Raw genomic sequence first — 14,799 nt, forward strand, 5'->3', positions numbered from 1 at the left:
AATGCTCAGGTTATTCGGATTCGCACTGCACAAGAGGATTATCAAACCCCTTGAGTCGAGACGCGATTTGGATCATCGCGTGGTCGCGTTGCCGCACGTTCTCTTCCCAGCTGGCGAAGGGAAGATTTTGCTCGATGGCCTTCGCCACCGTGTTGATGGTGTCGGGGGTCCAGGGGTTTTCGTGCCCACGCTCGAGACCCAGGCGCGCATAGACGGGTCCCAGAACTTCGGAGTGCTGGCGGAGCCCCCCGCGCGTATTGAGCTCACTGGTAGTGAAGGGTCCGATGACTGACCAGCGGCGGCCGAGTCCTTCTCGCACGAGAGTGTCAACGTCGACAGCAGAGATCACGCCATCCTGTACGAGACAGTAGGCCTCTCGGAGAAGCGCCCCCTGAAGACGGTTGAGGGCGAAGCCTTCGATCTCGCTGTTTAGGTGAACAGAGAAGATCTGTGCGCGCTTGAGAATTGACACCGTGGTGGCGACCGCCGTTGGGGAAGTGAATTCGGCAGGAACAACCTCGGCGACCCTCAAGAAGTAGGGGGGATTCGCCGGGTGGACAACGAGACAGCGAGCCCGACCCGGCAGGTCGCTGGCGAACTTCGAGGAAGGAATCGTGGAGGTCGAACTGGCCAGCACAACATCGTGTGGCGTCAACTGATCGAGCTGGCGAAAAAGCTCGCGCTTCACGTCAACATCCTCGACAACGCACTCCTGCACGTAGCCGACGCCAGAAACGGCGTCAGAGAGCTCTTCCCACACGCTCATTCGCTCGAGGATTCCTGCGGTGGCCTGAGAAAGCAGTCCTGCACCCTCCATTTCGCTCAGAAGTGATTCGGCCGAAGCCAGTGCCGAGTCACGTCGCGTGTCATCAAGTTCACATATTCGTACGTTGATCCCCGCACACGCAAAGACAATTGACCAAGCAATTCCGATACTGCCGGCCCCGATCACCGCGACAGAATGGATCGGAAGATCTGCTCGTGCTTCTTCGGGAGTTGTCTCGGTTTTCATCTGTGTGTGGCCTATCTCAGAAGGGGGGGGGTCGCGCGGCAGGGATGCAGCAAAGATTGTTAGCGGATGTATGACGCACCGTTGAGGTCGATGGTCGACCCTGTCAAGCTCGGGCATCGATCGGTCGCTAGGAATGCTGAGAGCTCAGCGACTTCCTGGGGGTCGACATGCCGCCCCCTCGCGAGCCCGTCTGCAGTGGCTTGGATTTCGGTGGGGTGTTGGCCTGAGGTGCCCATCCCTGCGCCGACGACACCCGGTGCTATGACGTAGACGCGCACCCCCTGACGTACGTAAGAGCGTGCGAGCGTTTGAGAAAAGTTGCGGAGCGCAGCCTTTGAGGCCGCGTAAGCGTTTGTCTCAGGAAAGCGGGAGCCCTGCTCAGCAGCCCAACTGGAGATTGCAATGATGGTGCCGTACCCCCTTTCAGAGAACGAACGCGCGGCCTCTCGCATCAGGGTCGCGGCACCCAAAACGTTGACCTGGAAGGAGCGTTCCCAGCCGGCATCCCAGGCGTCATTGTCGTCGTCGGTGAGCGAAGTGGGTGCCATCACAGCAGCGTTCACCACCAACGTGTCTATCGCGTGCCAGGCTTCTGCGCGCTGCCACAGTTCGCGGGCAGAGTCTGGGGAGTTGATATCGGCGTGAAGCAGAGCAGCTCGGCCGGTCTTGGCAGAAACGAGGGCGTCTGCCGCTTCCGCCTCGCGGCTCCGAAACGTTCCCGCGACGCGCGCTCCGCGATCGACGAAGGTTGCCGCTATGCGGGAACCAATCGCCCCGGAGACACCGGTGATGAGTGCAGTTCGGTCGTCAAGGCTCAGGCCATTAGTCACAGTCGTTCCTCACTAGACAGTTGATTCGCCTCATTAGACAGTTGATTCGGGGAAGGTTGAGTTCGTTCATCTACAACAGGCCCCCATCGATTGCGAGAAGCTGCCCGGTGATAGCCGCAGACTGGGAGCCCGACAGGAAGATCACTGCGTTGGAGATGTCATCTGGCGTAGCCAGTGCTCCTAAGGCGGTGAGCTTTTCGGATGCCCGGAGGGCCTCCGCCTGGCTGAGGCCGGTGACCTCACCTCGTGACTCAATGCGGCTCAAGAGTGCTTCCGTTGCGACGGGTCCTGGAGCGACGGCGTTTACCCTAATCCCCCGCGGGCCGAGCGATAGCGCTGCAGAACGAACCGCACCAAGGACCGCATGTTTGCTCGCAGCGTAGGCGAGCAGGTTGGGGTCACCACGCCAAGAATTAAGGGATCCGATCGCGACAATGGTTGACCCGCGCGGCATGGTTGGCACTACGTACTTCATTGTCGCGACGAAGCCGGTGAGGTTTACCGCCAGCGTTCGATTCAGCATTTCAAGGTCTATGTTGACGGGATCATGCCACTCCGGAACAATTCCCGCGGCGGCAACGAGGCCATTAAAGGGACCGTTTTTTTCAATATCAGCCTGAATGGTCTCGCGAAGGGCTGTCTCATTGGTGACATCCACCGCGACCGTGGGCCAAGCGTACGATTCTGAAGGGTCGACCGCACGGTCGAGGATTAGGCCCGAGGCGCCGGTTTCCGCAAGCCGCTTCACGATTGCCGCCCCGAGTCCGCGTGCTCCACCCGTCACAAGAAATCGGCGTGGGCCAAGCGCCGCGGGAACGGCAGTCGATCCGCGCGCTTCTTCTGCTTCGTCCATTTCTCCTACAGTGCTTCGTCGGCGGATAAATGCGGTGCTGCGGTTCGCGGCACGACCCTCGCGAGACGTGGGTGACAATTCGTCCGCGAATCGGGTGCGTTTGTCGCAAGTAGAAACATATGTCTCACTACGAAACTGTACGACGTGCGAACCTTTGAACGCAATACGAACTTTTGTGTTCGTATTGCGTTCAAAGGTTCGTTGTGCAAACATTTCTAATAGGTTGTTCACGCCGTCACCCTGAACCTAGCATCGGTTGCCCCGGTCCTATCGGCGCCCCCCAGCCAGTATTCGACCACCGGAGGATTCGGATGACTAGTAACCCCACGTACGGTTTTGGTACTTTGCTGGGCCTCGATCACATCGGTGTTGGGGTCTCTGACCTGGAAGCGTCGCTGGAGTTTTATGCCCAACTGGGTTTCTCAGACATCGTATTTGACTACACCGGAGCGCTAGACGGTTTACAGCAAGTAACCGGGAAGGACACGACAGAGGCGCGCGTCGTATACCTCCGCAGCACAAACCCAACCGTTTTAGGGCGCTCCGGCGTCAAGCTAGTCCAGATCACAAATCGTGAGCAGGGGCCGCTGCCCGAGGGTTTCGCCTATGGAGAGCCCGGCATTTGTGAGGTATGTCTTCACGTGAAGGGTCAGGCCGAGTTCTACCAGCACCTCGTCGACACCGGTCACACAAGCCTGATGGAGCCAGACGAGCAGGTCCTAGAGCCTTACCAGACGCACTGCGGGCTGTCATACGTCGAAGACCCCGATGGGGCAAAGATCGAGCTCATCGAGTGGTCCACCCTCGAATCAGGGTGGCCCCATCCGGATGGCCCCCAGGGCGTGAATCACGTCGCCTTCGGCGTCACCGACATCGAGCGCACAGAGGCCTTCTACCGAACACTCGGCTTTACCGGCAAGCTGTTTGACGCCAGCGGAATCAATACGCCCATGAATCCCTGGTTTGAATCGGTGGGCCGCGTACCCCCCGTGCAACGAATGATGCTGCTGACGAGTCCACACGGTGGGGCACTTGAGCCCGTAGAGCAGGATCCACCCGGCGCGGACATGCGCGGCGAATGGGGTCATCTCGGTACCTTTGAGTTTGCCATCGGCGCCCGTAACCTCGATCTGGCGCTGACGTATCTCAAGTCGATGGATATCCCCCTCGTGGGAGACCCCGTTGAGATCCCGATGGCTGATGGTCAAGTCTGGCGCTACGCTTACTTCCAAGACCCCGCCGGGCTATTTGTCTCCATCACCGAGGTCCGTGCGTGAGTGGAGACGCCGAGAGGCTATTAACAGATGCCCGTGGATGAACGCGTTTTCGATGTTCTGATTGTCGGGGGAGGCCCCGCCGGAATGGCTGCGGCATCGACCGCGGCAGCCGCAGGCCTGAAAGCCGCGCTCATCGACGAACGACCCACTCTCGGTGGCCAGGTGTATAAGCAACCTGGCCCCGGGATGCGGGTAACTAACCCTCGCGCAATGGGCGCACAGTATCTTGCCGGCCGCCGCTTGATCGACGAAGTCGAGCAGAGCGGGGCAGAAATCGTATTGAGCGCGAGCGTAGTAGACCTCGAACCGGCACCGCACGGCTGGACTGCCATGGTGCAACGGGAGGGACACAACGTCGAGCCGATCCAGGCGGTGCGGGTTGTCATCGCAGCAGGGGCGAATGATCGACCCGTAGTTTTTCCGGGTTGGACTCTGCCGGGCGTCATTACTGCCGGCGGTCTACAAACTCTCGCCAAGACGCAGGCAGTAATCCCGGGCAAGCGGATCGTGTTCGCGGGTTCTGGCCCCGTAGCCCTAGCCTTCCCTGCCCAACTCGCCAGCTACGGTGCAAACATTGTGACCGCGCTTGAGTCCGGGCCGACGCCTGGCATTGGCGACATTGCAAAAGTTGGTCTCGCGGCACCGGGCAACATCGGGTTGCTTGTTGAAGCAGCCAAGTATCGAGCTTCTCTCCTGGCACACAAGATCCCTCTCAAATACGGTCGTATCGTCGTGCGGGCAGAAGGTGCCCGACGAGTAGAACGAGTCGTTCACGCGGCGGTCGATCGCGACTGGCGGGTTATTCCCGGCACAGAAGAGACAATTGACGCCGACGTGCTGTGCATCGGGTACGGGTTTGCACCGTCAACCGAACTGCTCAGCCTCGTTGGCTGTGAATTCGATAGCGACGAAGACCTTGGTGGGCCCGTCGTACGACGAGACGATTGGTGTCGCACCGACGTCGTCGGAATCTACGCGGTTGGTGACGGTGCCGGGGTCGAAGGGTCCGCAGTCGCTGCGGATGAAGGGCGGCTTGCTGCCGTCGCTGTAGCCCGGGACGCAAACGTACTCACCCAACGCGAAGCACAGAATCGCGCATCTCGGCTTCTGAAAAAGGTTGGGCGTCGACGTGTCCTGACCTCCGCGGCCGAGCGTATGTACCGGGTTGGTGAAGGAATTTTTGAACTCGCAACACCCGACACCACGGTGTGCCGTTGCGAAGGAACAACACTGGCTGCAGTGCAGCAGGCCATCGACCAAGCTCCCGACGTCAGCGCGGTCAAGGGCCTGACCCGTGCAGGAATGGGACCCTGCCAAGGACGGATGTGCGGCCGCCACATTGCATCAATGATTGCGCGCAACCGGGGAGTGCCCCTCTCGGAGGTTGAGCCGGCCACGCCGCGAATGCCCATTCGCCCAACGCCGATCGGGGCGATCGCGAACCCCAACGTCTCGGACCCCGGCCTCTTTGACACCACCGCAATCAGGCCCACAGAACCTCCACGAACTGACCCGATGCCGGCGAATCTGACCGAAACCACGCCGGGCATCAGCCAGGAAACCGATGTGCTGGTCATCGGCGGGGGAATCGCCGGTACTGCCGTCGCCTACTACCTCGCCAAAGAGGGCGTCGATGTGACGCTCCTCGAGCGCGGCGAACTCAATCGAGAAGCCTCCGGCACCAACGCCGGAAGCTTCCACTTCCAACTCGCCATCCATCAACTCTCAGGAAAAGGAACCACGGCAGACAGAGATCGTTTGCTGGGTGACGCACGAGACAGCGTCCGGGCCTACGAACTGTGGAAGGGCCTGAGCGAAGAACTCGGTGCCGACGTCGGTCTGCACCAAACCGGCGGTTGGATGGTCGCCGAGACCGCGGAACAATTGCAGATCCTCCGCGACAAGCATCTTCTAGAAACAGAAGCGGGGATTGAGACCGAGGTACTCACCGGCTCCAAACTCAAGAATCGAGCCCCCTACTTCTCAGATCGCGTGTTGGGGGCAACCTACTGTGGGCTCGAGGGACACGCCAACCCGCTCACCACGGCGCCACTCTACGCGCAACGGGCGGCAGAAGCTGGCGGCACGATCAGGACCCACACCGAGGTGCTCAGCATTGAAGTGAATGACGCCTCCGAATCTAGACGCTTCACCGTGAGAACAACACAGGGAACCTACTACGCCCGCCGCGTGGTCAATTGTGCGGCAGCCTGGGCCGGGGAACTCGCCGAAATGGTGGGCTTGAACTTTCCAATCCGACGCGAAGGGCTCCATGTCAACGTCACCGAGGCGCGGCCAAAGCTGCTTCCCTCAATGGTGCAACACATCGGCCGCAGGCTCACCCTGAAGCAGACCTCACAAGGCGGATTCATCGTTGGTGGCGGCTGGCCGACGGGCGCATCCGCATTCCCGACTCGCTATCCCACCAAGTGGCAGAGTGCCTCAGGCAACCTCAACGTCGCGCGCGATGTCATTCCGTCCCTTGACGGCGTGCGAGTCATCCGTACCTGGTCGGGCGTAATTGCTTTCACCGACGACAAGTCACCGATCGTGGGCGAGTCAGCGATCGTGCCCGGTTACTACGCCTGCGTGGCGACCACCGGGTTTACCTTCTCGCCAATTTTTGCGTACCAGCTGTCTGAACAAATCCTGGATCGCCACAAGGGGTCGTCTCCGTTCCCCGAGCGCTTCTCGCTCGACCGGATGGCATGAGGGCTTTCGGCGTGAACCAACCCCACAGTTTTCTCCACCAGATATGAGGAGTGTTAAATGAATCGCGATGACGTCGATTGGGCGGGATATCTCCCCGCCGTAGTGACCCCGTTCACTGAGTCGGGCACGCTTGACACCGAAACGCTGCACGCATTGATCGAGCAGTATGCGGAACGCGGGATGCACGGTGCCGTGGTCAATGGCACGTGCGGAGAATGGTTCTCGCAGAGTGTGGACGAACGAAAGTCTGTAGCCGAAACCGCAGTCGCCGCAGCGAGCGGGAGAATGCCGGTGCTCGTGGGCTGCACCTCCAACACGGCAGAGAATGTTCAGGATTTGGCCCGTCACGCCCTTGACGCCGGCGCCAGCGGAGTTCTGGTATCACCCCCTCCGTACATCAAGCTCTTTCCCAACGAGGTAGTGGCGTGGTACGAAGACGTCAGTGCTGCCGTCAAGGGGCCGACAGTCGTTTACAACTGGCCACACGGAACCGGCGTGGACATCAACTCAGATCTTGCAGACCGTCTGGCGGATATCGATTCGATTGTTGCGATCAAAGACAGCACTCCAAATGTGGATCAGTTCTTTGAAACCTCGCGTCGCGCGCGTGACCGAGTGCGCGTATTCGGCCCCTACATGTCATCACGAGGTGTCGAGGTGCTTCGCACAGAGGGTGGCGACGGCACGGTAGGGGGCGGCTCGCTCTTTGGAACACCCGATCCCACGTTCTGGGAGAACTACTGGGCTGGCGACTTCGAGCCGATGGAGCGCTACGCCGAAGTTCAAGACCGGCTCTTTCCCAAGCTCTGGCTGCCCGGGGGTTGGGCAGGCATCTACGGCGGCTACCAGTCTCAGCTGAAAGCGCTGATGCACATGCTCGGCCAGCCAGCAGGGCACGTTCGTCGGCCTCGGCTCCCGGTGAGTGACCCCGATGCTCTGGCTAGCCTCCGTGCAGTGCTCGTTGACGAAGGTTTACTGACAGCCACATCGGGGCAAGCGTGAGTTCGGGCCGCACCACCGGACACGGCATGGAACGTGGAGCACCAGTGCGCATCGTCGTGGACGGTGCACCACAGGACGCATTCGAGGGCGAGAGCGTCGCCGCCGCGATCATGGCGTGCGGTGAAAATGAGTTACGCGAACAAGCGTCCGGTGAACCACGGGGCTACTTCTGCGGCATGGGAATCTGTTTTGACTGCGTCATGACCGTCGATGGCGTACCCAACACTCGCACCTGCGTCACCTGGGTTCGGGAGGGTCTCACTGTGGAACGACAGCGCGGTGCCGCACTGGCATCGGACGAGCCCGACGAAGTGCCCCACTAATCTCATCGAAAGGATTCCCCTATGCAGCACCCCCAATCACAGCTGTTCCAACCCATCACGATCAACGGTCTGACCGTTCCGCATCGCCTCTGGGTTGCGCCCATGTGCATGTACTCGTCGGTCGACGGTCAACCAGGCGACTGGCATATCGCCCACTACGGTTCGTTCGCAATCGGTCGTGCAGGCCTCATCATGACCGAAGCCACCTCGGTTTCTCCGGAGGGACGGATCTCTCCCGACGATGCCGGTCTCTGGAACGACGAGCACACGAAAGGATGGCGCCGCGTCGTCGAGGTTGTGCACGGTATGAATTCGCTGATTGGAATGCAACTATCCCATGCCGGACGCAAAGCCTCCACAGCTCTGCCCACCCGCGGGCGCGGCTATGTTCCGCCCGCTGAAGGGGGTTGGGTGACAGTGGGCCCCACCGACCTACCGTATGAGCCATTCGCCGCTCCGGTGGCACTCGACCATGACGGCATCGCGAAAGTCATCAAGAACTTTCGGGATGCCGCATGCCGTGCCGTCGAAGCCGGCTTCGACCTTGTTGAAGTTCATGCCGCCCACGGGTATCTCCTCGGACAGTTTCTCTCGCCCACCTCCAACACTCGCACCGACGAGTACGGCAAGGACAACGCCGGCCGCACCCGCCTCCTGCGGGAGGTAGTCGAGGCGGTGCGCGAGGTCATTCCCGCCGAGATGCCTCTTGTCGTACGCCTCTCCGCAACTGAGTGGGTTGTCGGAGGTGTCACGGTCGATGACACCATCGAGGTGATTCGCGGGCTCGTCGGCGTTGATCTCATCAGTGTCTCCTCCGGCGGAAACAGCCCTGGTCAACACATCGTTCCGGGTCCCGGCTATCAGCAGCCGCTATCACGCAAGATTCGCGCAGAGGTCGACATCCCGGTCGGCGTTGCCGGGCTCATCACCTCCCCGCAGCAGGCAGAGGCTGCCATCGTTACCGGAGATACCGACATCGTCTTCGCCGCGCGACAGTTTCTGCGCGAACCCAACTTCGCCCTTCGTGCAGCCGCAGAACTCGGCGGCGAACTGGAGTGGGTCTGGCAGTACAACAAGGCAAAATACTGGAACAGCATCCCCTAAGGTGCGGCTGGCTAGCCCAGCCACCGGTCGGCAGCGTGCGCCGAGAGTTTGCCTGAAGTGCAGAGCCAACCGACCGACTCAGCGACAGCCTCAGCCGACGAAAAGCGCGGTCGGTAGCCAAGTTCCCTCTTCGCCCGTTCGATACTCATCACATGACTTCGAGAAATATGCTCGAAGGACGTTGCCGCGTGTTGGGGCGATACTCGCTCGCGGAAGATCTCGAACGGCACGAAGTCGAAACGCACCTGATGACCAAACCGTGTCGAGATCGAATCGGCCAAACCGCGAAGATTGCTGGCCTCCGGCGCGACGGCATTAAAGACATCGAAAACAGGAGCGACGTCGCGTTCGATTGCCAACTGAAAAACCTGAGCCACGTCACTGGCGTGGACATGGTGAAGAGTCTCCACTCCAAAGTTGGGCAGGGTAACCGGTTCCCCCGCAGCAAGCGTCTCCCACACTTCCAGCCCTCGATGGCCCTGCGGGTTAACCGCGGTCCAGCCCGGCCCACAGATCTGGCCTGCCCGAATCACCGTGCTCTGCAGGCCATCGGGCCGCGACGACTCGACGCGCAGAACCTCCTCGATCGCCGCCTTATTGATCCCGTAATCACCCCACGGCTCACTCACTACGTCCTCATCTGCGGGCACCGCCGACAAACGACCTTTGACCCAGATGGTGCTGCACATGATCAGTCGCGAGACACGGCCACGTAACCCTTCGACCAGCTGATGAGCCGATTCTGCGGTAAAACAAATCATGTCCACAACGACATCAGCTTGGAGGCTCGCAATGTCCTCAGCGAACGTGCCAGCACTCTCTGCTGCGTCACGGTCGATCACGACGTGCTCGACCGCCTCCCAGGCGTCATGCTGGCGATAGTGGGGGGTTGCATTTCTGCTGACGGCGACGACCTCATGCCCGGAAGCGACGAGCTCGGGAATCAGATATCCCCCAACGTGCCCGGTGGCTCCCACAACGACTACTCTCACGCGATCCCTCCTCTACTGCTCTGCCGAAGCAATGACAGAAATCGGTGTCGGCTTGAACGGTACTTGCGGTGCGAACCCCGACCGCTCATCCACCGTGACCCCGCTCCGCAATGCCGACAACGCAACCACGACGGGCCCACAGTAGCGCCCCTGACACTTACCCATGCCGACACGCGAAACTCGCTTGCTGGCACCGGCGCTCGCAGTTAGGTCATCAATACCGCGCGAAACAGTGTCGAGGCTGAGGCTCTCACACCGACACACTGTTGTTTCTGGGGTCGCCAGCTCCACAGTGAGAACGGGAGCCGCGAAAACTCGATTCAGTGCGGTTTGAAAACGTAGGTTACGCGCCAGGTTTCGACGAGCCGCACCCAGTTCACGATCACGGGATCGGGATGTTGCCCCCTCAAGGTCTGCGACGATCGAGGCCCCCGCAATAACACCGCGGGCCTGCGCAACTTTTGCACCGTGCACCTGTGCTGAATCCCCAATGACGTAGGTCTCCGGAACCGAGGTTCGTCCATCCGCGTCCCGCTCAACGACGAGTGTCTTAAGGGACTCATCCCACTGATGCCGACAGCCGAGCAATTTCGTTGGAAGGCAAGAACCCGTAGCCCATGCAGACCGCATCAACCTCAAAGGTGCGCTCGGTTCCCGGTATCAGGGTGCCGTCGCTGCGCAAGCGTGCAACGACCGCGCCGGCTACACCATTCTCATCACCGGTCATCCTCACAACAGCGCTGCCGGTGATGACGGGTACGTGTGCCCGCGCCAGAGCGAGACCATACTTCGCACCGTCCGCGATGAGACCGGGTGAGGCGAAGGCCATCATGGCTCCCGGAAGAACGCTCGATGCGCGCACAGGATTAGCGAGCTCGACCAGGGCAACAACGTGAGCACCGGCTGCCGCGAGTTCCGCCGCAACCTGCATGTTCAGGGGGCCATTGCCCGCAACGAGCACGCGCTCGCCCGGCGAAACTTGGTATGAGCGAGACAGCGTCTGGGCGGCCCCCGTCGTCATGACACCGGGAAGAGTCCACCCCGGCATCGGCACCCCGCGCTCGTACGCACCCGTGGCAAGCACGACACGTTTGGCACGGATCACCCAGCGTTCAACGGGACTAGCTGCAACGATGTGATCCGGAGCAAACGCCCCCCATACTTTCGCGCGGTCAAGGATACGGACCCCGGATGCTCGCGCACGCTCAATGAGAGCGCGGCCGCGCTGGTACTGGCCATCAAGCCGGTGCTCGTCGAGGTCGAAGTCGGGTGCAGGCTGCTTGTAGTACTGGCCACCGAGCTTGCCGCGTTCGTCGAGCAACACAACATCAAGCCCGCTCTCGGCTGCGACCGCCGCTGCTGCGAGTCCCGATGGGCCCGCCCCAATAACGACCACGTCGGGAGACAGGGTCGACTCTGGCAAAGTTGACCCCGCATCCAGAGTCGAAAGATCGAGACGCGGTGCAGCAGAGTCGACGATCATGCCATCCGTTGCCGGAGTCATGCAGGCAAGACTCTCGCCCTTGCCCTCGATCATGACGGTGCACTCGGCGCACACCCCCATCCCGCAAAATACTCCGCGCTTGTCGCCGCCACCGGCTTCGCGCAACGCTGGGTCGCCGGCCGCGATGAGCGCCGACGCCACAGTGTCTCCCGCTTGGCCCACAACAGGGGCGCCGTTGTAGTTGAGAGTGATGGGGTTTGGTGTGTCACCAAACCCTTTGCTATGAATCCGCACTATTGCTGACCGTTTTTTCGCTGATACGCGCGCCAGGTCGTTGCCCAGCGTTCGGGGTCGTCAAGCCCTGACATGTTCGCCCGCGCCACAGCTTGGTTGTGAGGTGAGGTCTTCACAAGCTCGGCATCACTGCGGGCCTCATCGACAACGTGGGCGAGCACATCGATCCAGTAGTCGATGTCTTCGATCGACCACGCCTCCCCCGCTTCCGGGGTAAAGGGCTCAGGGATAGTCCAGGGTTCATGGCTGAGCCAGAACGCGTCGATACCAAAATCGGTCATGCGGTTTTGGATGTCGACGGCCGTCACCCCCGTTTCTGCGGTGATCTCGGCGAGACTGAAGCGGGTCATCTCAAGACGTCGTTTCGTCACTTGGGGGAATGCTTTGGTGATTCCCGGGATCTTGAGGATGCGTTTCTCCATGTAGTTGTTGGTGAGCACCGAGAGATCGGCGGCCTCGCGCAGCCCGTTGCCCCCCATCGCTGTCAACCACGTGTACGCAGCGATCACCTGGGGCACGTTGCCCAGATATTCTCGGATGCGTCCGAGGCTTGAGGGCGATTCGACGAGCACGAACCCATCGTTCACTTTCTCGAGACGGGGGCCGGGAAGGAACTTACTCAGCTCCTCCGAGCATCCATAGGCACCAACAGCGGGACCACCACCGCCCTTTGTGACACCGAAAGTCTTGTGCAGCATGAACATGCACGCGTCGAAGCCGAGTTCGGCCGCACGGAGGCGAGTCATGACTCCGTTGAAGTTGGCGTGATCGTAGAAGCACAGCCCGCCCGCCTCATGAACGATATCGACCCACTCCTTAATGTGCGGGTTGTAGATGCCCATATCGTCGGGGTTATTCACCATGAGGGCAGCGGTGCGGTCACTTACTGCTGCACGAAGCGCTTCGACTGACGGGTAGCCGTCCTCCTCGGTAGGAAGGGTGATCACGTCGAACCCTGCCGCGGCAGCCGTTGACGGGCTAGACGGGTGCGCCTGTGCTGTCGTGATGATCTCGGTACGCTGACCCAACTCGCCACGCGATGCGTGATAGGCGCGTGTGACGGCGGTGTGAGTGAACGCGGCGGCTGCTCCACCCCCCGGCTGGAAGGTGAACGCGGCCATTCCCGAGAGCGCCGTCAGCGCCTCAGAGAACTGGTGCACAATCTGGAGGACCCCCTGCATCGTGGCGGGGTCCTGTGCCGGATGCACGTCAGCGACATACGGGCGCGCGATGATCCGCTCACTGATTCGCGGGTTGTACTTCATCGTGCAGGTGCCGAACAGACTGATGCCCACCATTCCCATCGTCTGCTGAGAGAGATGAAGATAGTGACGCAGCACGTCGGGCTCGGACATCTCAGGCAACCCCGGGGCCTGAGTGCGGCGCAAGCCTGACGGTACGAACGCCGATGGATCGCCGCTGCCCCACGCAGTCGGCGGCACAGTACCGCGACGGCCGGGCGCGCCCATCTCCATGATGACGGGCTCACTCCAGCGAGCGGAGTGGAATTCTCGAAGTTTGTTGCGTGTCATCGCTGTACCGCCTTCCGTAGCGAGCTGGTTAATCGATCAATGTCACTTTCGCTGTGCACTTCAGTAACGCAGTAGAGAGCACTTTGGCCGAGTTCAGGAAAGTCGACGCTGAGGTCTTTGCCACCGAAAATACCGTCGGCCAAGAGTCGCTTATTGATGTCGGCCACAGTAAGTCCTGTGTCGTTGAAGTCAATGACAAACTCTTTAAAGTACTCGGAGGGAAACCGCACTGTTACGCCGTCGATGGCGGAGAGGCGCTGGGCAGTCTCGTGAGCATTCGAGATAATCGTGCTCCCGATTTCGCTGAATCCGGCTGGCCCCATGAGTGCCATATAGACGGTATTGCGGATTGCCCACAGGTAGACGGAATTTCCCGTCCAGTCATTTGCTTCTTCGCGTGAGCCGTAGGAGCTCTGCCCGAAGAGGGTCAACCCGAAGGCTCGCTCACCCGCCACGAGCGTGTCGGTGAGGCTCACCTGAAGTGTCGGGAATTCGCGCGCATAGCGCTCCTCGTCACGGGTCGCGATGAACCCGCCCACGCCACCTCCCGCATTAAGAGGGACGCCGAGGGGCTGAGTGGACCCAATGACAATATCGGCTCCATAACTGGCTGGCGGCGCCACGATCCCGAGACTGAGCGGGTCCGTACCCACAATCATTTCGGCCCCAACGGCGTGGACACGCGTGGTGATCTCCGCGGCCTGCGTCTCGAAGACGCCGAGATGGTTGGGGGTGTCGATGTAGACGGCGGCGATCGAGTCGTCGAGCTTTGCAGCAAGGTCATCGAGGTCAACCTGACCCGTTGCGGGGTCGTAACCGAGGTCGAGGATTTCTAGCGCGCGCGCTGATCCCTGCTTGCCACAGTAGCTTTCGATGACAGCTCGGCGTTCGGGGTCGATCGCCGCGGTGACGATAACGCGATTGCGCCCGGTCAGGCGTGCTGCCATACGGAGGGCGTTGCCACCAGCCGAACCCCAGCTGTAGACGGGGAGGCCAACAAATTCGAGATCGAGGAGTTCCCCTAGTTGAGAGGAAAACTCGAACCAGGCCTGGTTTCGTCCGTGATCCGACGACGGCGTACCCCATACCGAGGTGAGAAACTCGCTGCGTCCGGCGATCTCATCGCAGACGGCGGGTATGTAGTGCTGCCAGCTGCCTGCTCCGAGGAAGCTCAGGTGATCACGGGTATTTGCGTTCGAGCGAAGGATGCCGTCGACATGGCGTTCGAGTTCTGCCTCCGAAACAATGCCATCCGGCAGAGTTATTCCCTGCGTCCCATAGTGGTCGGCGGGGATCTGCTCAAACAGTTCTTCGACGCTTGAGGCGCCGACAGCCGACAGCATTCTCGCGTGCGCGGTTTCGGTTGAATTTCCCATATAGGGATGGGGGGTGAGCGGACTCATTTTCTGTTCCTTCCAGCGGAG

At 60.9% G+C, this 14,799-nt stretch carries 13 protein-coding genes; 5 read left to right on the plus strand and 8 right to left on the minus strand.

Annotation, left to right across the window (positions count from 1 at the left end):
* Nucleotides 1-10: 10 nt before the first annotated feature.
* The 3 genes from FB472_RS06595 to FB472_RS06605 all read right to left on the minus strand — a co-directional run bounded on the left by FB472_RS06595 (nt 11) and on the right by FB472_RS06605 (nt 2,695).
* The gene (locus tag FB472_RS06595; protein ID WP_170192035.1) at nt 11-1,012 is read right to left on the minus strand and encodes a 3-hydroxyacyl-CoA dehydrogenase; all 1,002 of its coding nucleotides are present in this window, start codon (nt 1,010-1,012) and stop codon (nt 11-13) included.
* Nucleotides 1,013-1,071: 59 nt separating this feature from the next.
* A complete protein-coding gene (locus FB472_RS06600) occupies nt 1,072-1,842 on the minus strand; it encodes an SDR family NAD(P)-dependent oxidoreductase (RefSeq protein WP_141990234.1) in 771 nt (256 codons plus the stop codon).
* Between the two features lie 70 nt (nt 1,843-1,912).
* Complete coding sequence (locus tag FB472_RS06605) at nt 1,913-2,695, minus strand: SDR family NAD(P)-dependent oxidoreductase (protein WP_170192036.1); 783 nt, start codon at nt 2,693-2,695, stop codon at nt 1,913-1,915.
* A gap of 311 nt (nt 2,696-3,006) precedes the next feature.
* On the opposite strand from FB472_RS06605, the gene FB472_RS06610 reads away from it, so the two are divergent.
* The 5 genes from FB472_RS06610 to FB472_RS06630 are packed head-to-tail and all read left to right on the plus strand — an operon-like array spanning nt 3,007 to nt 9,113.
* Complete coding sequence (locus tag FB472_RS06610) at nt 3,007-3,972, plus strand: VOC family protein (RefSeq protein WP_141990236.1); 966 nt, start codon at nt 3,007-3,009, stop codon at nt 3,970-3,972.
* Between the two features lie 33 nt (nt 3,973-4,005).
* A complete protein-coding gene (locus FB472_RS06615; RefSeq protein ID WP_170192037.1) occupies nt 4,006-6,684 on the plus strand; it encodes an FAD-dependent oxidoreductase in 2,679 nt (892 codons plus the stop codon).
* A gap of 57 nt (nt 6,685-6,741) precedes the next feature.
* Nucleotides 6,742-7,686, plus strand: coding sequence for a dihydrodipicolinate synthase family protein (locus FB472_RS06620; RefSeq protein ID WP_141990238.1), 945 nt, complete (start codon nt 6,742-6,744; stop codon nt 7,684-7,686).
* Nucleotides 7,683-8,009: a (2Fe-2S)-binding protein gene (locus FB472_RS06625; RefSeq protein ID WP_215730398.1), complete on the plus strand. Its 327-nt coding sequence runs from the start codon at nt 7,683-7,685 to the stop codon at nt 8,007-8,009. The genes FB472_RS06620 and FB472_RS06625 overlap by 4 nt, the downstream gene beginning before the upstream one ends.
* 21 nt (nt 8,010-8,030) lie before the next feature.
* Nucleotides 8,031-9,113 (plus strand): NADH:flavin oxidoreductase/NADH oxidase, encoded by a 1,083-nt coding sequence (locus tag FB472_RS06630; RefSeq protein WP_141990239.1) that lies wholly within the window; start codon nt 8,031-8,033, stop codon nt 9,111-9,113.
* An 11-nt stretch (nt 9,114-9,124) separates the two neighbouring features.
* Here the strand turns inward: FB472_RS06630 and FB472_RS06635 are convergent, their stop codons facing one another.
* The 5 genes from FB472_RS06635 to gcvPA are packed head-to-tail and all read right to left on the minus strand — an operon-like array spanning nt 9,125 to nt 14,778.
* Nucleotides 9,125-10,105, minus strand: coding sequence for an NAD-dependent epimerase/dehydratase family protein (locus tag FB472_RS06635; RefSeq protein WP_141990240.1), 981 nt, complete (start codon nt 10,103-10,105; stop codon nt 9,125-9,127).
* A 12-nt stretch (nt 10,106-10,117) separates the two neighbouring features.
* Nucleotides 10,118-10,693: a bacterioferritin-associated ferredoxin gene (locus FB472_RS06640; protein ID WP_170192038.1), complete on the minus strand. Its 576-nt coding sequence runs from the start codon at nt 10,691-10,693 to the stop codon at nt 10,118-10,120.
* Nucleotides 10,665-11,843, minus strand: coding sequence for an FAD-dependent oxidoreductase (locus FB472_RS06645; protein WP_141990242.1), 1,179 nt, complete (start codon nt 11,841-11,843; stop codon nt 10,665-10,667). The genes FB472_RS06640 and FB472_RS06645 overlap by 29 nt, the downstream gene beginning before the upstream one ends.
* Nucleotides 11,843-13,375: an aminomethyl-transferring glycine dehydrogenase subunit GcvPB gene (gene gcvPB, locus FB472_RS06650; protein WP_141990243.1), complete on the minus strand. Its 1,533-nt coding sequence runs from the start codon at nt 13,373-13,375 to the stop codon at nt 11,843-11,845. The genes FB472_RS06645 and gcvPB overlap by 1 nt, the downstream gene beginning before the upstream one ends.
* Complete coding sequence (gene gcvPA / locus FB472_RS06655) at nt 13,372-14,778, minus strand: aminomethyl-transferring glycine dehydrogenase subunit GcvPA (RefSeq protein WP_141990244.1); 1,407 nt, start codon at nt 14,776-14,778, stop codon at nt 13,372-13,374. The genes gcvPB and gcvPA overlap by 4 nt, the downstream gene beginning before the upstream one ends.
* Between the last annotated feature and the right edge of the window lie 21 nt (nt 14,779-14,799).

The organism is Rhodoglobus vestalii (assembly GCF_006788895.1).
GTDB classification, from domain to species: domain Bacteria; phylum Actinomycetota; class Actinomycetes; order Actinomycetales; family Microbacteriaceae; genus Rhodoglobus; species Rhodoglobus vestalii.